Below are 23,452 nucleotides of genomic sequence, written 5' to 3'. Positions count from 1 at the left end.
GCCCGGGCCTAGGCCAGTGCCTTCAGCACCGCGTCGCCCATCTCGCGCGTGCCGACCTTGGTCGTGCCCTCGCTCCAGATGTCGGGCGTACGCAGGCCCTGCGCCAGCACCTTCTGCACCGCAGCCTCGATGCGGTCGGCGGCCTCTGCCTGGTTCAGCGAGAAGCGCAGCATCATCGCGGCCGACAGGATGGTGGCCAGCGGGTTGGCCACGCCCTTGCCGGCGATGTCCGGCGCGCTGCCGTGGCTGGGCTCGTACAGGCCCTGGTTCTTCGCGTTCAGGCTGGCCGAGGGCAGCATGCCGATCGAGCCGGTCAGCATCGCGGCGGCGTCGGACAGGATGTCGCCAAACATGTTGCCGGTCACGATCACGTCGAACTTCTTCGGCGCCTTGACCAGCTGCATCGCGGCGTTGTCCACGTACATGTGGTCCAGCGCGACGTCCGGGTAGTCCTTGCCGACCTCGGTGACCACGTCCTTCCAGAGCTGGAAGGTTTCCAGCACGTTGGCCTTGTCCACGCTGGTCACGCGCTTGCCGCGCTTGCGCGCGGCCTCGAAGGCCACGCGCGCGATGCGCTCGATCTCCGGCCGGGTGTAGCGCATGGTGTCGAAGGCTTCCTCGGCGCCGGGGAAGTGGCCGTCCGGCGCCGTGCGGCGGCCGCGCGGCTGGCCGAAGTAGATGTCGCCGGTCAGCTCGCGGATGATCAGGATGTCCAGGCCGGCGACCAGTTCGGGCTTGAGGCTGGAGGCGTCGACCAGTTGCTCGTAGCAGATGGCCGGGCGGAAGTTGGCGAACAGGCCGAGGTTCTTGCGCAGGCCCAGGATGGCCTGCTCCGGCCGCAGCGGGCGGTCCAGCGTGTCGTACTTCCAGTCGCCGACGGCGCCGAACAGCACGGCGTCGGCCTGCTGCGCGAGCTTCAGGGTGGCCTCGGGCAGCGGGTGGCCGTGGGCGTCGTAGGCGGCGCCGCCGACCAGGGCGGTCTCCATCTCGAACGGGAGGGCCAGCGCGTTCAGGACGCGCACGGCCTGCTCGACGATCTCGGTGCCGATGCCGTCGCCCGGCAGAACTGCGATCTTCATGGGTGGTGTGGTGGAGGGTTGGGAAAAGGGGCTCAGGCCGAGGCCATGGTGTTGGCCAGCCAGGGCTTGGCGGCCAGGCGCTCGGCCTCGAAGGCGCGGATCTTGTCGGCGTAGCGCAGCGTCAGGCCGATGTCGTCCAGCCCGTTGAGCAGGCAGTAGCGGCGGAAGGGCTGCACCTCGAACGCGATCTCCTCGCCCTGCGGCCGCACGATGACCTGGCGCTCCAGGTCGATCGTCAGCTGGTAGCCGGGGAACGCGAAGCACTCGTCGAACAGGCTGGCTACCTGCGCCTCGCCCAGCACGATGGGCAGCAGGCCGTTCTTGAAGCTGTTGTTGAAGAAGATGTCGGCGAAGCTGGGCGCGATGATGGCGCGGAAGCCGTACTGGTCCAGCGCCCAGGGGGCGTGCTCGCGCGAGGAGCCGCAGCCGAAGTTCCTGCGCGCCAGCAGGATGGAGGCGCCCTGGTAGCGCGGCTGGTTCAGCACGAAGTCCGGATTGGGCTTGCGCTGGGACTCGGGCACGCCGGGCTCGCCCTTGTCCAGGTAGCGCCACTCGTCGAACAGGTTGGCGCCGAAGCCGGTCTTCTTGATCGACTTCAGGAACTGCTTGGGGATGATGGCGTCGGTGTCGACGTTCTCGCGGTCCATGGGCGCGACGATGCCCTGGTGGATGGTGAATTTCTGCATGGCGGTGTTCTCTGCTGGTGTTACTGGGCGGCGCGTTCGATGGCCTGGCCGGCCTTCTGCACGTCCTTGCCGACGCCCTTGACGGTGTTGCACCCGGCCAGCAGCAGCGCGGCGGCGAGCAGGGCGGTCGTGGTCTTCATCGCAGGGGGCCTTTCAGGCGAACTGGCGCACGTCGACGAAGTGGCCGTGCACCGCGGCCGCGGCGGCCATGGCCGGGCTGACCAGGTGGGTGCGCCCGCCGGCGCCCTGGCGGCCTTCGAAGTTGCGGTTGCTGGTGGAGGCGCAGCGCTCGCCCGGCTCCAGCCGGTCGGCGTTCATGGCCAGGCACATGGAGCAGCCGGGCTCGCGCCACTCGAAGCCGGCGGCCTTGAAGATCTGGTCCAGGCCTTCGCGCTCGGCCTGTTCCTTCACCAGGCCCGAGCCGGGCACCACCATCGCGAGCTTGACGTTCCTGGCGACCTTCTGGCCGAGCTTCTTGACCACCGCGGCGGCCTCGCGCATGTCCTCGATGCGGCTGTTGGTGCAGCTGCCGATGAACACCTTGTCGACGAAGATGTCGTTCAGCGCCTTGTTCGGCTCCAGGCCCATGTAGGTCAGCGCGCGTTCGATGGCGGCGCGCTTGCCGGCGTCCTTCTCCTTGTCGGGGTCCGGCACGCGCGCATCGACCGGCAGCACCATCTCGGGCGAGGTGCCCCAGGTGACCTGCGGCTTGATCTGCGCGGCATCCAGCTCGACCACGACGTCGAACTTGGCGCCGGGGTCGGACTGCAGCGTCTTCCAGTAGGCGACGGCCTGGTCCCAGGCGACGCCGGTCGGCGCCAGCGGGCGGTTCCTGACGTAGTCGATGGTCTTGCCGTCCACGGCCACCAGGCCGGCGCGCGCGCCGGCCTCGATCGCCATGTTGCAGACGGTCATGCGGCCCTCGATGCTGAGATCGCGGATCGCCGAGCCGGCGAACTCGATCGTGTAGCCGGTGCCGCCGGCCGTGCCGATCCGGCCGATGATGGCCAGCACGATGTCCTTGGCGGTGCAGCCCCGCGGCAGCCGGCCCTCGACCTTGACCAGCATGTTCTTGGCCTTCTTGGCCAGCAGCGTCTGCGTGGCCATCACGTGCTCGACCTCGCTGGTGCCGATGCCGTGCGCCAGCGCGCCGAACGCGCCGTGCGTGCTGGTGTGGCTGTCGCCGCAGACGACGGTCATGCCGGGCAGCGTGGCGCCGTTCTCCGGCCCGATCACGTGCACGATGCCCTGGCGCTTGTGCATGAACGGGAAGAACGCCGCTGCACCGAACTCCTGGATGTTCGCGTCCAGCGTGGTGATCTGCTCCTTGCTGATCGGGTCGGCGATGCCGTCGTAGCCGCGCTCCCAGCCGGTGGTCGGCGTGTTGTGGTCGGCCGTGGCCACGATGGAGCTGACGCGCCAGACCTTGCGGCCGGCCTGGCGCAGGCCTTCGAAGGCCTGCGGGCTGGTGACCTCGTGCACCAGGTGGCGGTCGATGTAGAGGATGGCGGTGCCGTCCTCCTCGGTGTGCACGACGTGCTCGTCGAAGATCTTGTCGTAGAGGGTGCGGGCACCCGTCTGGCTGGTCGTGAGGCTCATGGAGTCTTCCTTGTTGTGGCGTGGGGATCAGGCGGCCAGCGCGGCGTCTTCGGACGCCGGCCGGCCGGAGGTTTCGGGGGCGGGCGCCAGGTGCTCGACGAGCAGCCGCGCCGTGACCGGCAGCGCCGCGAAGTCGCGCGCGACCATGCGGATCTGCCGCATCGCCCAGGCATCGCTCAAGGCCACGTGCTCCAGCGCGCCGACGCCGTGCGTCAGCTCGAAGGCGCGCAGCGGCATCACGCCGATGCCCAGGCCGTTGTGGATCATGCGGCACATGGCGTCCAGGCCGGTGACCTGGATGCGCAGCTTGATCGTGCGGCCCAGGCCGGCCGCGGCGCTGCGCGTGGCCAGGTGGATGGAGCTGTCGCTGTGCAGGCCGACGTGGTCGAAGGCCAGCGAGGCCTCGAACGGCAGCGGCCCGCGGCCCGCCAGCGCGTGCCCGCGCGGCACGACCAGCACCAGGCGGTCGCTGCGGTAGGGGCGGGTCTGCAGCGCCTGCCCGCCGGCGAGCTCGGCCACCGCGGCGTTGCAGATGCCCAGGTCGGCCGCGCCCTCCTGCACGGCGCGCACGACCGCACTGGACAGGTGCTCCTCCAGGTCGATCTTGATGCCGCCGTGGCGCCGCGCGAAGGCGCCCAGGTCTTCCGGCAGGAACTGCACGATGGCCGAGATGCTGGCGTGCACGCGCACATGGCCGCGCACGCCGTCGGCGTACTCGCTGAGCTCGCCCTGCATGCGGTCCAGGCTGAACAGCACCGAGCGAGCATGGTGCAGCAGGCTTTCGCCGGCCGGCGTCAGGTCCACGCCGCGCGCGTGGCGGTACAGCAGCGTGGTCTGCAGCGTGGCTTCCAGGTCCGACAGCCGCTTGCTGACGGCCGAGGCCGCGATGAACTCGCGCTCGGCCGCCTTGCCGATGCTGCCGAGTTCGCAGACGGCCACGAACAGCTGCAGCGACGTGAGGTCGATGCGGCGGGCGAAGTTGCGCTCGGACGGTTTCATCATGGCTCGGTCATCGCCAACGGCGACGAGGGCGGCGATTTTCCACCGGAATGCACGCCGCAGGCATCGTGATGCGCGATGCCCCTGCTGCCGGAGCGCGCAAACGAAAGCCCCGCGGCACAGGGCGGCGGGGCTGCTCGGCCGGGACGGCGGGATCAGCGCTGGGCGATCGGCGGAACGTCGCGGCGCGGCGAGCCGGTGAACAGCTGGCGCGGGCGGCCGATCTTGTACTCCGAGTCGCCGATCATCTCGTTCAGCTGGGCGATCCAGCCGACCGTGCGGGCCAGCGCGAAGATGGCGGTGAACAGCGGCACCGGGATGCCGATGGCGCGCTGCACGATGCCGGAGTAGAAGTCCACGTTGGGATACAGCTTGCGCGAGACGAAGTACTCGTCCTCCAGCGCGATCTTCTCGAGCTCCTTGGCCAGCTTGAACAGCGGGTCCTTCTCCAGGCCCAGCTCGGTCAGCACCTCGTTGCAGGTTTCCTGCATCAGCTTGGCGCGCGGGTCGTAGTTCTTGTAGACCCGGTGGCCGAAGCCCATCAGCTTGACGCTGGAGTTCTTGTCCTTGACCTTCTTGATGAACTCGCCGATCTTCTCCACGCCACCTTCCTTCTGGATGTCGTAGAGCATGTTCAGCGCCGCTTCGTTGGCGCCACCGTGGGCCGGGCCCCACAGGCAGGCCACGCCGGCGGCGATGGCGGCGAAGGGGTTGGTGCCCGAGGAGCCGCACAGGCGCACCGTGGAGGTGGAGGCGTTCTGCTCGTGGTCGGCGTGCAGGATGAAGATGCGGTCCAGCGCGCGTTCCAGCACCGGGCTGACCTGGTAGCTCTCGCACGGCGTGGCGAACATCATGTGCAGGAAGTTGCCCGCATACGACAGTTCGTTCTTGGGGTACATGTAGGGCTGGCCCACGGTGTACTTGTAGGCCATGGCCACCAGCGTGGGCATCTTGGCGATCAGCCGGATCGCCGCGATCTCGCGGTGCTGCGGGTTGTTGATGTCCGTGCTGTCGTGGTAGAAGGCCGACAGCGCACCGACCAGGCCGGTCATGATGGCCATCGGGTGCGCGTCGCGGCGGAAGCCGCGCAGGAAGAACTGCATCTGCTCGTTGACCATCGTGTGGTTGGTCACGAGCTTGGTGAAGCGTGCCTTCTCGGTGGCATTGGGCAGCTCGCCGTTCAGCAGCAGGTAGCAGGTTTCCAGGTAGTCGCAATTCGTCGCCAGCTGCTCGATCGGGTAGCCGCGGTACAGCAGCTCGCCCTTGTCGCCGTCGATGTAGGTGATGGCGGACTGGCAGGAGGCCGTGGACAGGAAGCCGGGGTCGTAGGTGAACATCCCGGTCTGGGCGTACAGCTTGCGGATGTCGATCACATCCGGGCCCACGCTGCCGTGGTAGACCGGTAGCTCGACACTGGGGCTGCCATTGCTGAACGACAGCGTGGCTTTGTTTTCGGCAAGTTTCATGTTCACCCTTTCAGCGGTTTTCTCTCAACAGATTCAAAACGTCGCGTGTGTCCGCGGTGTCCAGCGAGGGACCGACCTGGGCTAGCGTCTTTCGTGCCAGTTGCAAGTCCAGCAGATCGTGGTCGCCCAGTTCCATCAGCCGGGACAGCGCCTGCGCCTGGGAGACCGTGAGCCGGGAGCCGTGGCGCTCGAAGAAGCGCTCGAGGAACAGGTCGTTCTCCAGCAGCCCGCGGCGGCACCGCCAGCGCAGCAGCGCCAGGGAGCGTTCGTCGAGGACTTCCTGCACCTGTGCCACGTTATCAGACGGTGCGCAGCACCATCATTTCCTTGATCTTCCCGATGGCTTTGGTCGGGTTCAGGTGCTTGGGGCACACGTCCACGCAATTCATGATCGTGTGGCAGCGGAACAGCCGGTAGGGGTCTTCCAGGTTGTCCAGCCGCGCGCCGGTGGCCTCGTCGCGGCTGTCGGCGATGAAGCGGTAGGCCTGCAGCAGGCCGGCCGGGCCGACGAACTTGTCCGGGTTCCACCAGAAGCTCGGGCAGCTGGTCGAGCAGCTCGCGCACAGGATGCACTCGTACAGGCCGTTCAGCTCCTCGCGCTCCTCGGGCGATTGCAGGCGCTCCTTGTCGGGGGCCTGGCTCTCCGTGATCAGGTAGGGCTTGATCGAGTGGTACTGCTTGAAGAACTGCGTCATGTCGACGATCAGGTCGCGGATCACGGGCAGGCCGGGCAGCGGCTTCAGGACGATCGGGTCCTTCAGCGTGTTCATGTTGGTCAGGCAGGCCAGGCCGTTCTTGCCGTTGATGTTCATCGCGTCCGAACCGCAGACGCCTTCGCGGCAGGAGCGGCGGAAGGCGATGGACGGATCCTGCTTCTTCAGCTTGACCAGCGCGTCGAGCAGCATGCGCTCGTGGCCGTCGAGTTCGATCTCGACGGTCTGCATGTAGGGCTTGGCGTCCTTGTCCGGGTCGTAGCGGTAGATGTGGAATGTGCGCTTCATCGTGATGGGACCTTGTTCAGAACGTGCGGACCTTGGGCGGGATGGACTCGACCGTCAGCGGCTTGAGGTTGACCGGCTTGTAGGTCAGGCTGTTGTCGGCGCTGTGCCACAGCGTGTGCTTCATCCATTCCTTGTCGTTGCGGCCGAGCGGGAAGTCGGGATGGTCGGCCGGGTGCTCGTAGTCGTACACGGTGTGCGCGCCGCGGCACTCGCGGCGCGCGGCGGCCGAGGTCATCGTGGCCTGCGCCACCTCGATCAGGTTGTCGACTTCCAGCGCCTCCATGCGCGCGGTGTTCCAGACCTGGGACTTGTCCTTCAGCGTGACCGTGCCCACGCGCTCGCGGATGGCGTTGACCTTGGCCACGCCCTCGTCCATGCTGGCCTGCGTGCGGAACACGCCGGCGTGCTGCTGCATGGTGCTGCGGATCTCGTTGGCGAGATCCTGGGCGTAGATGCCATCCCTGGACTCCTGCAGCTGGTTCAGGCGCTCGAGCGTGCGGTCGGCGGCATCGGCCGGCATCGGCTTGTGCTCGCCGCTGCCGCGGACGAAGTCCACGATGTGGCGCCCGGCGGACTTGCCGAACACCAGCAGGTCCAGCAGCGAGTTCGTGCCCAGGCGGTTGGCGCCGTGCACCGACACGCAGGAGCACTCGCCCACGGCGTACAGGCCGTTGACGACGTGGTTGTCGATGCCGCCCTGCTGCACCACGACCTGGCCGTTGACGTTGGTCGGGATGCCGCCCATCTGGTAGTGGATGGTGGGCACCACGGGGATCGGCTCCTTGGTGATGTCCACGTTGGCGAAGTTGTGGCCGATCTCCTCCACCGAGGGCAGGCGCTTGCGGATGGTGTCCGCGCCCAGGTGGTCGAGCTTCATCAGGATGTAGTCCTTGTTCGGACCGCAGCCCCGGCCTTCCTTGATCTCCTGGTCCATCGAGCGCGAGACGAAGTCGCGCGGCGCCAGGTCCTTCAGCGTGGGGGCGTAGCGCTCCATGAAGCGCTCGCCGTTGCTGTTCAGCAGGATCGCACCCTCGCCGCGGCAGCCCTCGGTCAGCAGCACGCCGGCACCGGCCACGCCGGTCGGGTGGAACTGCCAGAACTCCATGTCCTGCAGCGGGATGCCGGCGCGCGCGGCCATGCCGAGGCCGTCGCCGGTGTTGATGAAGGCGTTGGTCGAGGCCGCGAAGATGCGGCCGGCGCCGCCGGTGGCCAGCAGCACGGCCTTGGCCTGCAGCAGGTACAGCTCGCCGGTCTCCAGTTCCAGCGCGGTCACGCCGACCACGTCGCCGTCGGCGTCGCGGACCAGGTCCAGCGCCATCCACTCGACGAAGAAGTTGGTCTTGGACTTGACGTTCTGCTGGTACAGCGTGTGCAGCATCGCGTGGCCGGTGCGGTCGGCCGCGGCGCAGGCGCGCTGCACCGGCTTCTCGCCGTAGTTGGCGGTGTGGCCGCCGAACGGGCGCTGGTAGATGGTGCCGTCCGGGTTGCGGTCGAACGGCATGCCGAAGTGCTCCAGCTCGATCACGACCTTGGGCGCCTCGCGGCACATGAACTCGATCGCGTCCTGGTCGCCCAGCCAGTCCGAGCCCTTGATCGTGTCGTAGAAGTGGTAGTGCCAGTTGTCCTCGGACATGTTGCCGAGCGAGGCCGACACGCCGCCCTGCGCCGCCACCGTGTGCGAGCGCGTCGGGAACACCTTGGACAGGGAGGCCACGGACAGGCCGGCGCGGGACAGCTCCAGCGCGGCGCGCATGCCGGAGCCGCCGGCACCGACGATCACGACGTCGAACTTGCGCTTGTTGATGCTTTGCTTGGTGTACGCCATGCTCACAGCCTCCAGAGAACTTGGATGGCCCAGCCGGCGCAGCCGACCAGCCAGATGATGGTGAAAATCTGGAGCACGAGACGGAGCCAGACCGCCGAGGTGACGTAGTCCATCAGCACATCGCGGATGCCCACCCAGACGTGGTAGAGCAGGGCCAGGATGACGGTGAAGGTCAGCACCTTCATCCACTGGGCGGCGAAGATGCCGGCCCACAGGTCGTAGCCGATCGGGCCGCGGCTCAGCAGCAGCTGGGCCAGCACGATCACCGTGAACAGGGCCATGAGCGCGCCGGTGACGCGCTGCGCCAGCCAGTCGCGCGTGCCGTAGTGCGCGCCGACGACGAGGCGCTTGGATCCGTAGTTGACAGCCATGGGGGACTCTTCCTTCTCGTGGGATCAGTACACGCCGAACAGCTTCAGGCCCAGGACCAGCGTCAGGCCCAGGCTCAGCACCAGCACCGTGATGGCCGAGGTCTTGCCGAACTGCTTGCTGACCGCGTCGTGGCTGACGTCCATCCACAGGTGGCGCAGGCCGGCGATGAAGTGGTGCAGGTAGGCCCACATCAGCGCCAGCACGACCAGCTTGAGGAACCAGCCCGGCACCCAGCCCAGCCCGACGTTGAAGGCCGCCTTGAAACGCGCGAAGGACAGCTCGGAGGACACCGAGGTATCGAACATCCAGATGATGAACGGCATCAGCACGAACATCAGCACGCCGCTGACGCGGTGCAGGATCGACACCCAGCCCGCCGGCGGCAGGCGGTAGGTGCGCACATCCGTGAAGATGTTGATGTTGCGGAACTGGGGGCGCTGCGGCCGGGCTGAAGAGGCGGTTTCGGTCATGAATTGGCTTTCGTGGATGTAACTGCCTTGTAATTGTGTCGAGCGGTCAACCCAAAATTCTATTGCAACGCAACAAGCGAACTGCGACCAAGCGTTGCATCGCCGGTCGCGCAGGCGGCTCCAGGGCCGGAGCCGCTTCAGCTCAGGTCGTTGCGGTAGTGGTGGGTGTCCGTCCGGTACAGCCCGCGGCGCAGCTCCATCGGGGCGTCGTTGTAGGTGTAGGCGACGCGTTCCACGCTCAGCAGCGGCGTGCCGGTGGAGACCTGCAGGATCCCGGCCTGCTCCGCGTCCGGCAGCACGGCGCGGATCTTTTCCTCGGCGCGCACCATGCGCACCCCGAACTCGGTCTCGAACAGCGCGTACGTCGGTCCGCGGAACGCGGCCATCAGCTCGGCGGTCAGGCCCTTGAACGGCCCGCCGGGCAGCCACAGGTCTTCCAGGATCGTCGGCACCAGCACGGCGCCCTGGCCCGCGAAGGACAGCACGCGCCGGACCTGCATCACGGCATCCCCGGTGCGCAGGCCCAGTGCCCGTGCGATCTCGGCGCTGGCACGGCTGCGCCGGCATTCGAGGAAGCGGCGCTGCGCTGGACCTTCGCGGTCCAGGTCGCCGTCGTCGGGCACCAGCTTCAGGAAGCGGTAGCGCACGTGCTGCTCGGTGTGCGTCGCCACGAACGTGCCCTTGCCTTGGCGGCGCACCAGCAGGTTGTCGCCGGCCAGTTCGTCCACGGCCTTGCGCACCGTGCCCTGGCTGACGCGGAAGCGGCCGGCCAGCTCGATCTCGCTCGGGATCAGCTCGCCGGGCTTCCATTCCCCGGCTTGCAGGCTCTGCAGGATCAGGCCCTTGATCTGCTGGTACAGCGGACTGAAGGCCGGCGTCGGCGGCGGCGGGCTGCCGCCGACCGGAGCTTCGGCGTCGGGGGGCGGACTGTGCATGGGCATGGCGGGGCAATCTTATCTTATATAAGACATAAGACAAATTGACCCGAACCCTCGAACACGGGTAAACTCCTATGCTGTTCCTCGGCCGGTGCGTTCGCCGTGCGGCGTCCGGGCAGGGGTTCTTCTCATCTTCCATTCCGGAGCCTTTCTCATGAGCAAAAAGCCTGTCCGCGTGGCCGTCACCGGTGCCGCTGGTCAAATCGGTTACGCCCTCCTGTTCCGCATCGCTTCGGGCGAGATGCTGGGCAAGGACCAGCCGGTGATCTTGCAACTGCTGGAGATCCCGGACGAGAAGGCGCAGAAGTCGCTCAAGGGCGTGATGATGGAACTGGAGGACTGCGCGTTCCCGCTGCTGGCCGGCATGGAAGCCCATGGCGACGCCAACACCGCGTTCAAGGACACCGACTACGCGCTGCTGGTCGGCGCCCGTCCGCGCGGCCCCGGCATGGAACGGGCCGACCTGCTGGCCGCCAACGCCCAGATCTTCACCGCCCAGGGCAAGGCGCTGAACGCCGTGGCCAGCCGCAACGTCAAGGTGCTGGTGGTCGGCAACCCGGCCAACACCAACGCCTACATCGCGATGAAGAGCGCGCCGGACCTGCCGCGCAAGAACTTCACCGCCATGCTGCGCCTGGACCACAACCGCGCGCTGAGCCAGGTCGCCGCCAAGACCGGCACCAAGGTCGCCGACATCGAGAAGCTGACGGTCTGGGGCAACCACTCGCCCACCATGTACGCCGACTACCGCTTCGCCACGGTCGGCGGCAAGAGCGTCAAGGACCTGATCAACGACCAGGTCTGGAACGCCGACGTGTTCCTGCCCACCGTGGGCAAGCGCGGCGCCGCCATCATCGACGCGCGCGGCCTGTCGTCCGCCGCCTCGGCCGCCAACGCGGCGATCGACCACATGCGCGACTGGGCGCTGGGTTCCAACGGTAAGTGGGTCACGATGGGCATTCCGTCGGATGGCCAGTACGGTATCCCGAAGGACGTGATGTTCGGCTTCCCGGTCACCACGGCCAACGGCGAATACCATGTCGTCGAAGGCCTGGAGATCGACGCGTTCAGCCAGGAGCGCATCAACAAGACCCTGAAGGAGCTGCAGGACGAGCAGGCCGGCGTCGCCCACCTGCTCTGATCCTGTCCGTCCGGCCATGCGCGACTGGAATCCGGCGCTGTACCGTCGTTTCGAGGACGAGCGCACACGCCCGGCCGCCGAGTTGCTGGCGCGCGTGCCGCTGCAGGCACCGGCCCGGGTCGTCGACCTGGGCTGCGGCCCGGGCAACTCCACCGAACTGCTGGTTCGGCGCTTCGCCGGGGCCGAGGTGACGGGGCTGGACAGTTCGGCCAGCATGCTGGAGAGCGCCCGCGAGCGCCTGCCGGCAGTGCATTTCGTGGAGGCTGACATCGCCGGGTGGGCCGCCGCCGAGGGTGCGGCCCCGGACCTGCTGTACGCCAACGCGGCCTTGCAGTGGGTGCCCGACCATGCGCGGCTGCTGCCCCGGCTGTTCGCGCAGCTGGCGCCCGGCGGCGTGCTGGCCGTGCAGATGCCGGACAACCTGCAGCAGCCCTCGCACCGCCTGATGCGCGAGGTCGCGGCCGAGCCGGCCTGGCGTGTCGCCATCGGCGACGCCTCCCGCGTGCGCACGCCGCTGCTGGGCGTGGCCGACTACTACGACCTGCTGGCGCCGCTGGCGGCCGAGGTCGACATCTGGCATACCGTCTACCAGCACCGCATGAACTCGGCCGAAGCCATCGTCGATTGGCTGCGCGCCACCGGCCTGCGGCCTTTCCTGGACCGGCTGCCGACGGCCGCGCAGCAGGCCGGCTTCGTGGCCGAGTACACACGCCGTATCGACGCGGCCTATCCGCCGCGCAGCGACGGGCGACGGCTGCTGGCGTTCCCGCGCCTGTTCCTCGTGGCGCACAAGCCTCCGCACCCATGAATCCACCTGCCTCCGCCCATCCGCGCGACGTGCTGCTGGGCTCGCACGCCGGTCTGGTCGTGCTGCCCGTCTGCGACCACTACAGTGGCGTCGAGCAACGCATGCGCAAGAGCCTGCAGCTGCAGGCCGAAATGATCGAGGAGTTCGGCGCCTGCGTGTTCGACGTGACGCTGGACTGCGAGGACGGTGCGCCGGTCGGCGGCGAGGCGGACCACGCGGCGCTGGTCGTGGCGCTGGCGCAGGCGGCCGATCCGCGGGCCCGCGTGGCGGCACGCGTGCACCCGGTGGACCATCCGGCCTTCGCGGCGGACATGGCCACGATCGCCGGCCAGGCCGGCAGCCGCTTGGCGCACATCATGGTGCCCAAGGTCGAGTCCGTGCAGGATGTGCAGCAGGCCGAGCAGGCCCTGCTGGCGGCCGGGGCGGTCGATCTGCCGCTGCAGGTGCTGATCGAGTCGCCGGCTGCCGTGCACCGCGCCTTCGAGATCGCCGCGCATCCGCGCGTGCAGTCCATCAGCTTCGGCCTGATGGACTTCGTGTCCGCGCACGGCGGTGCGATCCCGGCCGAAGCCATGGGCGCGCAGGGCCAGTTCACGCATCCGCTGGTCGTGCGCGCCAAGCTGGAGATCGCCTCGGCCTGCCACGCGTATGGCAAGGTCCCGTCGCACTGCGTGGTCACCGAATTTTCCGATCCGCAGGCCATGCAGGCTGCGGCCCGGCGTGCTTCCCGCGAGTTCGGCTACACCCGCATGTGGAGCATCCATCCGGCACAGATTCGGCCCATCATCGAGGCCATGGCGCCTGGCGCCGAAGAGATCGAACGGGCCGCCCGCCTGATCCAGGCCGCCGTGGCGGCGGATTGGGCGCCGGTGGCGTTCGAAAAACAATTGCACGACCGCGCCAGCTACCGCTACTTCTGGCAGGTGCTCGAGCGTGCACACCAGACCGGACGGCCGCTGCCGCCCGACATGCAACCCTACTTTGACGAGCGCCGGGACGCGCACCGCCCGGCAACGGAGGCGCAACGATGAAAACCGCGATCCTGAGCATGGCATTGGCCCTGGCGGCCGGCACGGCGGCGGCGCAGACCGCCACCCCCAAGCATGGCGCGGCGCCGGCCAAGGCGCCCGCCAAGGCCGCCCCTGCCAAGAAAGTGTCCAAAGCCAAGCCGGCGGCCAAGCCGCTGGACGTCGGCGCCCTGGCGGCCCATTCGCCGTCCGCCGAGGCAGTGCTGGGCGCGGCCGAACTGGCCATTGCCGAGCGCGTGCACGTCGGCGACCTGCCGTGCGAAATGGGTGCTTCGGTCAAGCTGGTGGCCGACACCGCCAAGCCGGGCTACTTCGATCTGCAGATGGCCAAGACCCACTACCGGCTGGTGCCGGTGCCGACCTCCACGGGGGCGATCCGGCTGGAGGACGCCAAGGCCGGGGCCGTCTGGCTGCAACTGGCCAACAAGTCCATGCTGATGAACCACAAGCTCGGCCAGCGCCTGGCGGACGAATGCAAGAGTCCGCAGCAGGTTGCCGTGGCCGAGGAATTCAAGCTCCGGCCCCCGCCCAGCGTGCTCGACGGCACGCCCGCCGGTGCCCGCGAGGTCCAGGTCGGCACGACGATTGCATCGCCGTCCGCCAAGGCGCGCTGACGCCCCGGGCGCGTGCGGACTCCCCTTTCCCCACATCCCAGAACCGGAGAAGAAAACCATGTTGCAAGCCTACCGTGACCACGCCGCCGAACGCGCTGCGCTCGGCATTCCGCCGCTGCCCTTGTCGGCGACGCAGACGGCAGCGCTGGTCGAGCTGCTGAAGGCGCCACCCGCTGGCGAGGAAGAGTTCCTGCTGAACCTGATCACGCACCGCGTGCCGGCCGGCGTGGACGACGCGGCCAAGGTCAAGGCCAGCTACCTGGCCGCGGTCGCGCACGGCACCGAGAAGAGCCCGCTGATCAGCCGCGCCAAGGCCACCGAACTGCTGGGCACCATGCTGGGCGGCTACAACATCGGTCCGCTGATCGACCTGCTGAAGGATGCCGAGGTCGGCACCGTGGCCGCCGAGGGCCTGAAGAAGACGCTGCTGATGTTCGACCAGTTCCACGACGTCAAGGAACTGGCCGACGCCGGCAACGCCAACGCCAAGTCCGTGCTGCAGAGCTGGGCCGATGCCGAATGGTTCACCAGCCGTCCCGAAGTGCCGCAGAGCATCACCTTCACCGTGTTCAAGGTGCCCGGCGAGACCAACACCGACGACCTGTCGCCCGCGCCCGACGCGACCACGCGCCCGGACATCCCGATGCACGCGCTGGCCATGCTGAAGAACAAGCGCGAAGGCGCATCCTTCGTGCCGGAAGAGGACGGCAAGCGCGGCCCGGTCAAGTTCATCCAGGACCTGGTGGCGCGCGGCCTGCCGGTGGCCTACGTCGGCGACGTGGTCGGCACCGGTTCCTCGCGCAAGTCCGCCACCAACTCGGTGCTGTGGTTCACCGGCGAGGACATCCCGTTCATCCCGAACAAGCGGTTCGGCGGCATCTGCCTGGGCGGCAAGATCGCACCGATCTTCTACAACACCATGGAAGACGCCGGCTCGCTGCCGATCGAGCTGGACGTGAGCCAGATGAACATGGGCGACACCATCGAGCTGCGTCCCTACGAGGGCAAGGCGCTGAAGGACGGCAAGGTCATCGCCGAGTTCAAGGTCAAGAGCGACGTGCTGTTCGACGAGGTGCGCGCCGGCGGCCGCATCCCGCTGATCATCGGCCGCGGGCTGACCTCCAAGGCGCGCGAGGCGCTGGGCCTGCCGCCCTCCACGCTGTTCCGCCTGCCGCAGGCGCCCGTGGATTCCGGCAAGGGCTTCTCGCTGGCGCAGAAGATGGTCGGCCGCGCCTGCGGCCTGCCCGAGGGCCAGGGCATCCGCCCGGGCACCTACTGCGAGCCCAGGATGACCTCCGTCGGCAGCCAGGACACCACTGGCCCGATGACGCGCGACGAGCTCAAGGACCTGGCCTGCCTGGGCTTCTCGGCCGACCTCGTGATGCAGAGCTTCTGCCACACGGCGGCCTACCCGAAGAAGGTGGACGTGAAGATGCACCATGAGCTGCCCGACTTCATGAGCACGCGCGGCGGCATCGCGCTGCGCCCGGGCGATGGCGTGATCCACAGCTGGCTGAACCGCTTCCTGCTGCCCGACACCGTGGGGACCGGCGGCGATTCGCACACCCGCTTCCCGATCGGCATCAGCTTCCCCGCCGGTTCCGGCCTGGTCGCGTTCGCGGCCGCCACCGGCGTGATGCCGCTGGACATGCCCGAGTCGGTGCTGGTGCGCTTCAAGGGCACGATGCAGCCCGGCGTGACGCTGCGCGACCTGGTCAACGCGATCCCGCTGTACGCGATCAAGCAGGGCCTGCTGACGGTCGAGAAGAAGGGCAAGAAGAACATCTTCTCCGGCCGCATCCTGGAGATCGAGGGTCTGCCGGACCTGAAGGTCGAGCAGGCGTTCGAGCTGTCCGACGCCAGCGCCGAGCGCTCGGCCGCCGGCTGCACGGTGCACCTGAACAAAGAGCCGATCATCGAGTACATCAACAGCAACATCACGCTGATGAAGTGGATGATCGCCGAGGGCTACCAGGACGCGCGCACGCTGCAGCGCCGCATCGCCGCGCAGGAAGCTTGGCTGAAGAACCCGCAACTGCTCAAGGGCGACGACGACGCCGAGTACGCGGCGGTCATCGAGATCGACCTGGCCGACATCCACGAGCCCATCGTGGCCTGCCCGAACGACCCGGACGACGTGAAGACGCTGTCCGACGTCGCCGGCGCGAAGATCGACGAAGTCTTCATCGGCTCGTGCATGACCAACATCGGCCACTTCCGCGCGGCGTCCAAGCTGCTGGAAGGCAAGCGCGACATCCCGGTCAAGCTGTGGATCGCGCCGCCGACCAAGATGGATGCGCAGCAGCTGACCGAGGAAGGTCACTACGGCGTGTTCGGCAACGCCGGCGCGCGCACCGAGATGCCCGGCTGCTCGCTGTGCATGGGCAACCAGGCCCAGGTGCGCGAGGGCGCGACGGTCATGTCCACCAGCACGCGCAACTTCCCCAACCGGCTGGGCAAGAACACCAACGTGTACCTCGGCTCGGCGGAGCTGGCCTCCATCTGCTCCAAGCTCGGCCGCATCCCGACCAAGGAAGAGTACATGGCGGACATCGGCGTCATCAACAGCAATGGCGACAAGATCTACCAATACCTCAACTTCGACAAGATCGAGGACTACACCGAGGTGGCGGAGAAGGTCGCGGCCTGATCCCGGGCCACACGGCGGGCACGGCCCGCCGGCATCAGGAAAGCCCGCGGACGCGGGCTTTCTTCTTGGTACTCACTGGATGCCTTCACCCGTACGGGCTGCGGTGCGGGCTTCTTCTGGCGGCCGGGCGAGGCTCTATTCCTTGGGACGGAAGCTGATGGTCATCAGCGAGGGCACGCGTCCGTCGATGTCGCGTGGCAGCGTCTCGGTCTTGTCGATCGCGCGCAGTACGGCGTCGTCCCAGGCCTTGTAGCCGCTGGACTTGACGAGGCGGCGGCCGACGATGGTGCCGTCCGGTGCGGTGCGCACCTCGACCTCGGCGCTGGGGTTGCCCGGCACGTTGTCGGGGAACACGATGTTGGGCCGCACGCGCGCCGCGACGCGGGCGCCGTAGCCGGCGGACGGGCCGGCCGACTGCAATGCGCTGCCGGTGGCCGTGCTGCTGCCCGAAGCGCCGGCCATGCCGAGCGAGCGCCGGATGTTCTCCTGGCGGCGGGCTTCGGCGGCCTTTTCCTCGGCGGCCTTGGCGGCGGCTGCCTGCTGCTTGCGCTTGGCTTCGGCGGCTTCCGCGGCCTTGCGTTCCTCGGCTTCCTTCTTCTGCGCTTCGGCCTTCTTCTGGGCCTCGGCTTTCTGCTGGGCTTCCGCTTTCTGCTGGGCTTCCGCCCTTTGCCGGGCTTCGGCCTTCTGCTGCGCTTCGACCTTTTGCTGGGCTTCGCGCCTGGCCTCGGCCAGTTCCTCCTGGCGGCGCCTCTCGGCTTCGGCCTTGCGCTGCTGCTCGGCCAGTTCGCGCTCGCGTTCCTTGCGTTCGCGCTCCTTCTTCTCGCGTTCGAGCGCGATCTGGGCATCGCGCACGCGCGTGTCCGGCGGCGGCTCGGCCTTGGGAGGCGCGGCCTTGGCCGGCGCGGGTGGCGCCGGCGGCGGTGGTGGCGGTTCGACCCGGGGCTGCGGCCGCGGCGGTTCCGGCTCGGGGCGGGCGGGCGGCGGGGCCACGGCGCGGGGCGCGGCCTGCTGGCGCACGCTGGACCACAGCTCGGCCTCGACCGCCGGGCTTTCCTGCGACTTCCAGTGCACGCCCCAGGTCAGCGCCGCGATCAGCAGCGCATGTACCACCAGCGCCAGGCCGATCGAGCGGCCCAGCCCTTCCGGCTGCGGCGGCGCGAGGCTGGACGGCTCCGGCACGGCGTGCGACAGGGTGGCCATCGCGCGGGCCGCTCCCTTACTGCCCGCCCAATTGGACCGACAGGCCTACGCGCGCGATGCCCGCGCGCTGCAGCGCATCCATGGCCTTGACCACGGTCTCGTACTTGACGTTGCGGTCGGCGCTGATGACGACCGGGGCATCCTTGTCCTCGCCCTGGGCGCGCTTGACGGCGCCGGCCAGCTCGCGCTGCGAGACCGACTGGCTGTCGTCGCCGCCCTTGACCTGCAGTCGCTCGTCCTTGCCGATCACGACCTGGATCACCTTGTCCGGCTGGCGGCCGGCCTTGCCCACGCTGGGCAGGTCGATCAGGCTGGGCGTGACCATCGGCGCCGTGACCATGAAGATGATCAGCAGCACCAGCATCACGTCGATGAAGGGCACCATGTTGATCTCGTTCATGGTGCGGCGGCCGCGGCCGCGCGAGACGGTGGCGGGCATGGCGTTTCCTCAGTGTCCGGAGGCCGATTGGGAGGCCACGTTGCGCTGCAGGATGTTGCAGAACTCCTCGATGAAGGTCTCGAGGCGGATGGCGGTGCGGTCGATCTCGCGTGCGAAGCGGTTGTAGGCCACGACCGCCGGGATCGCCGCGAACAGGCCGATGGCCGTGGCCACCAGCGCCTCGGCGATGCCGGGCGCCACCGTGGCCAGCGTGACCTGCTGCAGGCTCGCCAGGCCGGTGAACGCATGCATGATCCCCCACACCGTGCCGAACAGGCCCACGTAGGGCGAGACCGAGCCGACCGAGGCCAGGAACGACAGGCTGGACTCCACCACGTCCATCTCGCGCTGGAAGCTGGCGCGCATCGCGCGGCGCGCACCGTCCATCAGCGTGCCGGGGTCGACGATGCGGCGCTCGCGCAGCTTCTGGTACTCGCGCATGCCGCTGGCGAAGATGCGCTCCATGGGGCCGGCGCTCTTGGCATTCTGCGTGGCGGCGGCGTACAGCTCGTTCAGGTTGCTGCCCGACCAGAAGTCGCGCTCGAACTCCTCGTTCAGCGCATGCACCTTCTTCAGCGCGAACAGCTTGCGGAAGATGGCGGCCCAACTGGCGACGGACACGCAGATCAGCAGGGCCATCACGAACTGGACGACGAAGCTGGCGTTGAGCACCAGCTGCAGGATGGACATGTCCTGGGTCATCGGGGACTCCGGACGGGTGGGCGCGCGATGTGCGTCATGGATGCTCTAGGACGTTCAGGACGAAAGGCGGAATTCTCGCAGGGCGCAGGCTGTCGGCCTGCACCCAGCCGATGCGGATGCGGCCCTCGCACAGCAGCGGGTCGGCCGCACCGGGGCCGGCCAGCACCTGCTGCGCCAATAGGAGCGAGGCCGAGCCGATTCGTTCCATCGCCACCGTCACGACGAGCGCGTCGTCCAGCCGGGCCGGACGCAGGTAGCGCACCTGCGTGTCGCTGACGACGAACATGCCGCCGGTCTGCTCGCGCAGCTGCTGCTGGCCGATGCCCTTGGCGCGCAGCCACTCGGTGCGCGCGCGCTCGAAGAACTTCAGGTAGTTCACGTAGAACACGATGCCGCCGGCATCGGTGTCCTCCCAGTACACGCGCACCGGGAAGCGGAAGGTCTCCTGCGTCATGCGAGCAGCGGCCGCAGCCGGGCCACGGCTTCCTGCAGGTGCGCCATCGAGCTGGCCGTGGAGAAGCGGACGAAGTGGCCGGCGTCGGCCTGGCCGAAGTCGCGGCCCGGCGTGACCGCCAGGTGCGCCTGGCGCATCAGCGCGAACGATAGCTCCCAGCTGTCCGGCACGCCCAGCCGCGCGCAGGCCGCCGAGCAGTCGGCCCAGGCGTAGAAGGCGCCGTCGGGCATGACCGGCACCGCCAGGCCCAACGCGTCGAGCGCCGGCACGAAGAAGTCGCGCCGTGCGCGGAACTCGGCCCGGCGCTGCTCGTACAGCGCCAGGCTCTCGGGCTCGAAGCAGGCCAGCGCGGCATGCTGGGCCACCGTGCTGGCGCAGATGAACAGGTTCTGCGCCATGCGCTCGACCACCGGCACCAGCGCGTCGGGCACGACCAGCCAGCCCAGGCGCCAGCCGGTCATGTTGAAGTACTTGGAGAAGCTGTTGATGCTGACGAGGTCCTCGCCCAGCGCCAGGGCGCTGCGGCCGAAGGCCGGGTCGTAGGACAGGCCCAGGTAGATCTCGTCGATCAGCGTGATGCCGCCGCGGCGCCGGACCTCGGCGTGGATGCGCGCCAGCTCGTCCGGGGCGATCGAGGTGCCGGTCGGGTTCGACGGCGAGGCCAGCAGCACGCCGCGCGTGTCCGGCCCCCAGGCCGCGGCGACCTTGGCGGCGCTGAGCTGGAAGCGTTCCGCCGCCGTGGTGGGCAGCAGCCGGGAGCGGCCTTCCGCGGCGCTGACGAAGTGCCGGTTGCAGGGGTAGCTCGGGTCCGGCATCAGCATCTCGTCGCCGGCCTCGACCAGCGCCAGGCAGGCCAGCTGCAGCGCGGCCGAGGCGCCGGCCGTGACGACGATGCGCCGCGCCGGCACCTGCACGCCGAACCGGTCGGCGTACCAGGCGCTGATGCGTTCGCGCAGCGCGGGCAGGCCGGTGGCGGGCGTGTATTGCGTGCGGCCCTCGCGCACGGCGCGCGCGGCGGCCTCCTGCACCAGCGGCGGGGCGGTGAAGTCGGGCTCGCCGATGTTCAGGAAGATCATCGGCCGGTCGCCGCCGGCCGCTGCGTGCGCCAGGTCGGAGGCCGCCTTGGCCACTTCCATCACATAGAAGGGCTCGATCGCCTGCGCGCGGCGCGAGACCCTCATGCGCCGGCTTTCTTGGCGCGGTCAGCCTGCACTTCGGTGGCGCGCAGCTGCGGCGCCAGCCCGTTCAGCACGCCGTTTACGTACTTGTGGCCGTCGGTGCCGCCGAACTCCTTGGCCAGTTCGATGGCCTCGTTCAGCACCACGCGCCAGGGGACGTCCAGGCAGTGCCGCATCTCGTAGATCGCGATCCACAGGATGCAGTGCTCGATCGGCGAGATCTCGGCCATCGGCCGGTCCAGCTGGGGCTGCATCAGCGCGTCCAGTTCGGCTTCCTCGCGGATGCAGCCGTGCAGCAGCGCGTCGTAGTGCACGGCGTCGGCCTTGTGGAAGCCCGACAGGTCGCGCGTGAACACGTCGATGGCGGTGGCCTCGTTGCGGCCCACCAGGTGCTGGTACAGGCCCTGCAGCGCGAATTCGCGGGCGCGGCTGCGGGGGTTCTTGGCCGCGGCCTTGCGTGCGCCGGTGGCGGTGCGGCCGGTGCGGGTCTGGTGGCCCTGGGGCAGGCCGTTCTCGTCGATCTCGTTCATGTTCGCAGCCGTTCGAGCAGGCGGGCCATCTCGACGGCGACGCGCGCCGCGTCGCGGCCCTTGTCGCTCTGGCGGGCCACGGCCTGCTGCATGTTCTCGGTGGTCAGGATGGCGTTGGCGATCGGGATGCGATGGTCCAGCGCGACGCGGCTGACGCTGGCGCCCGATTCGTTGGCCACCAGCTCGAAGTGGTAGGTCTCGCCGCGCACGATGCAGCCCAGCGCGATCAGCGCGTCGTAGCGGCGCGCGGCGGCCATGGCCTGCAGTGCGAGCGGCACTTCCAGCGCGCCGGGCACCGTCTCGTGCGCGATCTGGTCCTCGCGCACGCCGAGGGCGGCCAGCTCGCGCTTGCAGGCATCGGCCAGCGCGTCGGTGATCTCGGCGTTGAAGCGGGCCTGCACGATGCCGATCGCCAGGCCCTGGCCGTTCAGACGGGCGTCGCCGGCGGCGGGTTCACCCTGGTTGGCGCCTTGCATGTCAATCCTTCCTGCAGTTGGGGGGCGTCAGGTATCCGGTGTTCTCCAGCCCATAGCCGGCCATGCTGGGCATGCGGCGCGGGTGGCTCATGAGCTGCATGCGCTGCACGCCGCAGTCGCGCAGGATCTGCGCGCCGATGCCGTAGGTGCGCAGGTCCATGCGGCCGCGCTCCGGTGCCTGGGCGGCGCGGGCCGTGCCGTCGAACTGGGCCAGCAGCTCGGCGGCGCTCTCGCCGCAGTTCAGTAGCACGGCGACGCCGCGGCCGGCGCCTTCGATGTGGGCCAGGCTGGCCGGCAGGCTCCAGGAATGCATGGCGCGGTCCACCTCCAGCAGATCCAGCACCGACAGTGGCTCGTGCACGCGCACGGCGACCGCCTCGTCGGCCGGCCAGCTGCCCTTGACCAGCGCCAGATGCACGCTGGTGCTGGGCTTGTCGCGGTAGGCGTGCAGCTGGAACGGACCGAATGCGGTCTGGATCTCGCGGCTGCCGATGCGTTCGACCAGCGATTCGGTACGGCTGCGGTACTCGATCAGGTCGGCGATGGTGCCGATCTTCAGGCCGTGCTGCGCGGCGAACAGCTGCAGGTCCGGCAACCGGGCCATGGTGCCGTCGTCGTTCATGACCTCGCAGATCACCGAGGCCGGGCTGCAGCCGGCCATCACGGCCAGGTCGCAGCCGGCCTCGGTATGGCCGGCGCGCAGCAGCACGCCGCCGTCCACGGCCTGCAACGGGAAGATGTGGCCAGGCTGCACCAGGTCCTCGGCCCGGGCGCCGGGCGCCACGGCGGCCTGCACGGTGCGCGCGCGGTCGGCGGCGGAGATGCCGGTGGTCACGCCCTCGGCGGCCTCGATCGAGACGGTGAACGCGGTGGCGTGCTTGGCGCCGTTGCGCGCGACCATGGGCGGCAGGCGCAGGCGCTCGCATATCGCGCGCGAGAGCGTCAGGCAGATCAGGCCGCGCGCGTGGCGCGCCATGAAGTTGATGGCCTCGGGCGTCACGTGGTCGGCCGCGAGCACCAGGTCGCCTTCGTTCTCGCGGTCTTCCTCGTCGACCAGGATGACCATGCGGCCGGCCCGCATCTCGGCGACGATGTCCTCGACCGGCGAGATCGGGGCGGGGGAGGGGGGGGTCATGCGGATTCCTTGTGGCGCAGCATGCGTTCGACGTAGCGTGCGATGGTGTCGATTTCCAGGTTCACGGGAGAACCGGCGCACAGGTCACCCAGCGTGGTGTGCTCGACCGTGTGGGGGATCAGGTTGATGCCGACGAGGCAGCCCTGCGGCCCGTCCTGCACGGCGTTGACGGTCAGGCTCACGCCCTGGACCGTGATCGAGCCCTTGTACGCCAGGTAGTGCGCCAGCTGCGGCGGCACCAGGATGTCCAGCGCCCAGCTTTCGCCGACCTGCTCGAAACGCTGCACGCGGCCCAGGCCGTCGACGTGGCCCGAGACGATGTGGCCGCCCAGGCGGTCGTGGGCGCGCAGGGCCTTCTCGAGGTTGACGCGGCCGGTACGGTCCAGCCCCGCCGTGCGGGCCAGCGACTCGGCCGAGACGTCGATCGTGAACCGGCGCGCCGGCAGGTCCAGCGAGGTCACGGTCATGCAGGCGCCGTTCAGCGCGATGCTGTCGCCCAGGCCCACGTCGTCGAGGTAGTCGGCCGGCGCCTCGATCTCCAGGCGCTTGCCGAAGCTCGAAGAACTGCCGAGGTCGTGGACGGCGGCGATGCGCCCCACGCCGGTGATGATTCCCGTGAACATAGCCGCTCATTTTCGCAGGCTTTGCGCCCGCGGCCGGCG

At 68.9% G+C, this 23,452-nt stretch carries 26 protein-coding genes; 5 read left to right on the top strand and 21 right to left on the bottom strand.

The annotated features are described in order from the left end of the window. Positions 1-8: 8 nt before the first annotated feature. The 12 genes from leuB to QM782_RS04465 form a co-directional block, all read right to left on the bottom strand. On the bottom strand, positions 9-1,079 hold the full coding sequence (leuB, locus tag QM782_RS04520) for a 3-isopropylmalate dehydrogenase (RefSeq protein ID WP_415201731.1): 1,071 nt from the start codon (positions 1,077-1,079) through the stop codon (positions 9-11). A 32-nt stretch (positions 1,080-1,111) separates the two neighbouring features. Continuing rightward, entirely contained in the window at positions 1,112-1,765 is a 654-nt protein-coding gene (leuD, locus tag QM782_RS04515; protein ID WP_415201730.1) for a 3-isopropylmalate dehydratase small subunit, read from the bottom strand. Between the two features lie 20 nt (positions 1,766-1,785). Continuing rightward, a complete protein-coding gene (locus QM782_RS04510; protein WP_415201729.1) occupies positions 1,786-1,905 on the bottom strand; it encodes an entericidin A/B family lipoprotein in 120 nt (39 codons plus the stop codon). Positions 1,906-1,918: 13 nt separating this feature from the next. Continuing rightward, positions 1,919-3,364 (bottom strand): 3-isopropylmalate dehydratase large subunit, encoded by a 1,446-nt coding sequence (gene leuC / locus QM782_RS04505; protein WP_415201728.1) that lies wholly within the window; start codon positions 3,362-3,364, stop codon positions 1,919-1,921. Between the two features lie 27 nt (positions 3,365-3,391). Next, the gene (locus tag QM782_RS04500) at positions 3,392-4,363 is read right to left on the bottom strand and encodes a LysR family transcriptional regulator (protein WP_415205587.1); all 972 of its coding nucleotides are present in this window, start codon (positions 4,361-4,363) and stop codon (positions 3,392-3,394) included. A gap of 155 nt (positions 4,364-4,518) precedes the next feature. Beyond that, complete coding sequence (gene gltA, locus QM782_RS04495; protein ID WP_415201727.1) at positions 4,519-5,829, bottom strand: citrate synthase; 1,311 nt, start codon at positions 5,827-5,829, stop codon at positions 4,519-4,521. A 10-nt stretch (positions 5,830-5,839) separates the two neighbouring features. Then, complete coding sequence (locus tag QM782_RS04490) at positions 5,840-6,115, bottom strand: succinate dehydrogenase assembly factor 2 (RefSeq protein WP_415201726.1); 276 nt, start codon at positions 6,113-6,115, stop codon at positions 5,840-5,842. A gap of 13 nt (positions 6,116-6,128) precedes the next feature. After that, entirely contained in the window at positions 6,129-6,830 is a 702-nt protein-coding gene (locus QM782_RS04485; protein ID WP_415201725.1) for a succinate dehydrogenase iron-sulfur subunit, read from the bottom strand. Positions 6,831-6,846: 16 nt separating this feature from the next. After that, positions 6,847-8,655 (bottom strand): succinate dehydrogenase flavoprotein subunit, encoded by a 1,809-nt coding sequence (sdhA, locus tag QM782_RS04480; protein ID WP_415201724.1) that lies wholly within the window; start codon positions 8,653-8,655, stop codon positions 6,847-6,849. A 2-nt stretch (positions 8,656-8,657) separates the two neighbouring features. Next, positions 8,658-9,026: a succinate dehydrogenase, hydrophobic membrane anchor protein gene (gene sdhD / locus QM782_RS04475; RefSeq protein WP_415201723.1), complete on the bottom strand. Its 369-nt coding sequence runs from the start codon at positions 9,024-9,026 to the stop codon at positions 8,658-8,660. Positions 9,027-9,050: 24 nt separating this feature from the next. Continuing rightward, positions 9,051-9,497: a succinate dehydrogenase, cytochrome b556 subunit gene (sdhC, locus tag QM782_RS04470; RefSeq protein WP_415201722.1), complete on the bottom strand. Its 447-nt coding sequence runs from the start codon at positions 9,495-9,497 to the stop codon at positions 9,051-9,053. Positions 9,498-9,634: 137 nt separating this feature from the next. After that, positions 9,635-10,432, bottom strand: coding sequence for a GntR family transcriptional regulator (locus QM782_RS04465; protein ID WP_415201721.1), 798 nt, complete (start codon positions 10,430-10,432; stop codon positions 9,635-9,637). A 157-nt stretch (positions 10,433-10,589) separates the two neighbouring features. Between QM782_RS04465 and QM782_RS04460 the strand changes: the two genes are divergently transcribed. Genes QM782_RS04460 through acnB form a run of 5 tightly spaced genes read left to right on the top strand, consistent with a single transcriptional unit; the run spans position 10,590 to position 16,676 of the window. After that, complete coding sequence (locus QM782_RS04460) at positions 10,590-11,576, top strand: malate dehydrogenase (protein ID WP_415201720.1); 987 nt, start codon at positions 10,590-10,592, stop codon at positions 11,574-11,576. Between the two features lie 16 nt (positions 11,577-11,592). Then, a complete protein-coding gene (gene tam, locus QM782_RS04455; protein WP_415201719.1) occupies positions 11,593-12,384 on the top strand; it encodes a trans-aconitate 2-methyltransferase in 792 nt (263 codons plus the stop codon). Then, the gene (locus QM782_RS04450) at positions 12,381-13,415 is read left to right on the top strand and encodes an HpcH/HpaI aldolase/citrate lyase family protein (RefSeq protein ID WP_415201718.1); all 1,035 of its coding nucleotides are present in this window, start codon (positions 12,381-12,383) and stop codon (positions 13,413-13,415) included. The genes tam and QM782_RS04450 overlap by 4 nt, the downstream gene beginning before the upstream one ends. Beyond that, positions 13,412-14,026 carry a hypothetical protein gene (locus tag QM782_RS04445; protein ID WP_415201717.1) on the top strand — a complete coding sequence of 205 codons (615 nt, stop codon included), beginning with the start codon at positions 13,412-13,414 and terminating at the stop codon, positions 14,024-14,026. Before QM782_RS04450 ends, QM782_RS04445 begins: the two co-directional genes overlap by 4 nt. Before the next feature lie 58 nt (positions 14,027-14,084). Next, positions 14,085-16,676, top strand: coding sequence for a bifunctional aconitate hydratase 2/2-methylisocitrate dehydratase (gene acnB, locus QM782_RS04440; RefSeq protein ID WP_415201716.1), 2,592 nt, complete (start codon positions 14,085-14,087; stop codon positions 16,674-16,676). Between the two features lie 135 nt (positions 16,677-16,811). Here the strand turns inward: acnB and tolA are convergent, their stop codons facing one another. The 9 genes from tolA to QM782_RS04395 are packed head-to-tail and all read right to left on the bottom strand — an operon-like array spanning position 16,812 to position 23,413. Then, complete coding sequence (tolA, locus tag QM782_RS04435) at positions 16,812-17,876, bottom strand: cell envelope integrity protein TolA (RefSeq protein ID WP_415201715.1); 1,065 nt, start codon at positions 17,874-17,876, stop codon at positions 16,812-16,814. 16 nt (positions 17,877-17,892) lie between these two features. Continuing rightward, positions 17,893-18,315, bottom strand: a complete 423-nt coding sequence (tolR, locus tag QM782_RS04430; protein ID WP_415201714.1) for a protein TolR — start codon at positions 18,313-18,315, stop codon at positions 17,893-17,895. 9 nt (positions 18,316-18,324) lie between these two features. Further along, on the bottom strand, positions 18,325-19,017 hold the full coding sequence (gene tolQ / locus QM782_RS04425) for a protein TolQ (protein ID WP_415201713.1): 693 nt from the start codon (positions 19,015-19,017) through the stop codon (positions 18,325-18,327). A 34-nt stretch (positions 19,018-19,051) separates the two neighbouring features. Further along, positions 19,052-19,471 carry a tol-pal system-associated acyl-CoA thioesterase gene (gene ybgC / locus QM782_RS04420; RefSeq protein ID WP_415201712.1) on the bottom strand — a complete coding sequence of 140 codons (420 nt, stop codon included), beginning with the start codon at positions 19,469-19,471 and terminating at the stop codon, positions 19,052-19,054. Further along, on the bottom strand, positions 19,468-20,652 hold the full coding sequence (locus QM782_RS04415; protein WP_415201711.1) for a pyridoxal phosphate-dependent aminotransferase: 1,185 nt from the start codon (positions 20,650-20,652) through the stop codon (positions 19,468-19,470). The genes ybgC and QM782_RS04415 overlap by 4 nt, the downstream gene beginning before the upstream one ends. Further along, entirely contained in the window at positions 20,649-21,179 is a 531-nt protein-coding gene (nusB, locus tag QM782_RS04410) for a transcription antitermination factor NusB (RefSeq protein ID WP_415201710.1), read from the bottom strand. The genes QM782_RS04415 and nusB overlap by 4 nt, the downstream gene beginning before the upstream one ends. After that, positions 21,176-21,655, bottom strand: a complete 480-nt coding sequence (ribH, locus tag QM782_RS04405; protein ID WP_415201709.1) for a 6,7-dimethyl-8-ribityllumazine synthase — start codon at positions 21,653-21,655, stop codon at positions 21,176-21,178. Before ribH ends, nusB begins: the two co-directional genes overlap by 4 nt. Before the next feature lies 1 nt (position 21,656). After that, the gene (gene ribBA, locus QM782_RS04400) at positions 21,657-22,790 is read right to left on the bottom strand and encodes a bifunctional 3,4-dihydroxy-2-butanone-4-phosphate synthase/GTP cyclohydrolase II (RefSeq protein ID WP_415201708.1); all 1,134 of its coding nucleotides are present in this window, start codon (positions 22,788-22,790) and stop codon (positions 21,657-21,659) included. Continuing rightward, positions 22,787-23,413 (bottom strand): riboflavin synthase, encoded by a 627-nt coding sequence (locus tag QM782_RS04395; protein ID WP_415201707.1) that lies wholly within the window; start codon positions 23,411-23,413, stop codon positions 22,787-22,789. The genes ribBA and QM782_RS04395 overlap by 4 nt, the downstream gene beginning before the upstream one ends. Positions 23,414-23,452 lie beyond the last annotated feature (39 nt).

Source organism: Pseudorhodoferax sp. (assembly GCF_047601025.1).
In the GTDB taxonomy this organism is placed as follows: Bacteria; Pseudomonadota; Gammaproteobacteria; order Burkholderiales; family Burkholderiaceae_C; genus Pseudorhodoferax.
Note: the sequence above shows the minus strand (reverse complement) of the source record. Positions and strands in the feature narration are given on the sequence as shown.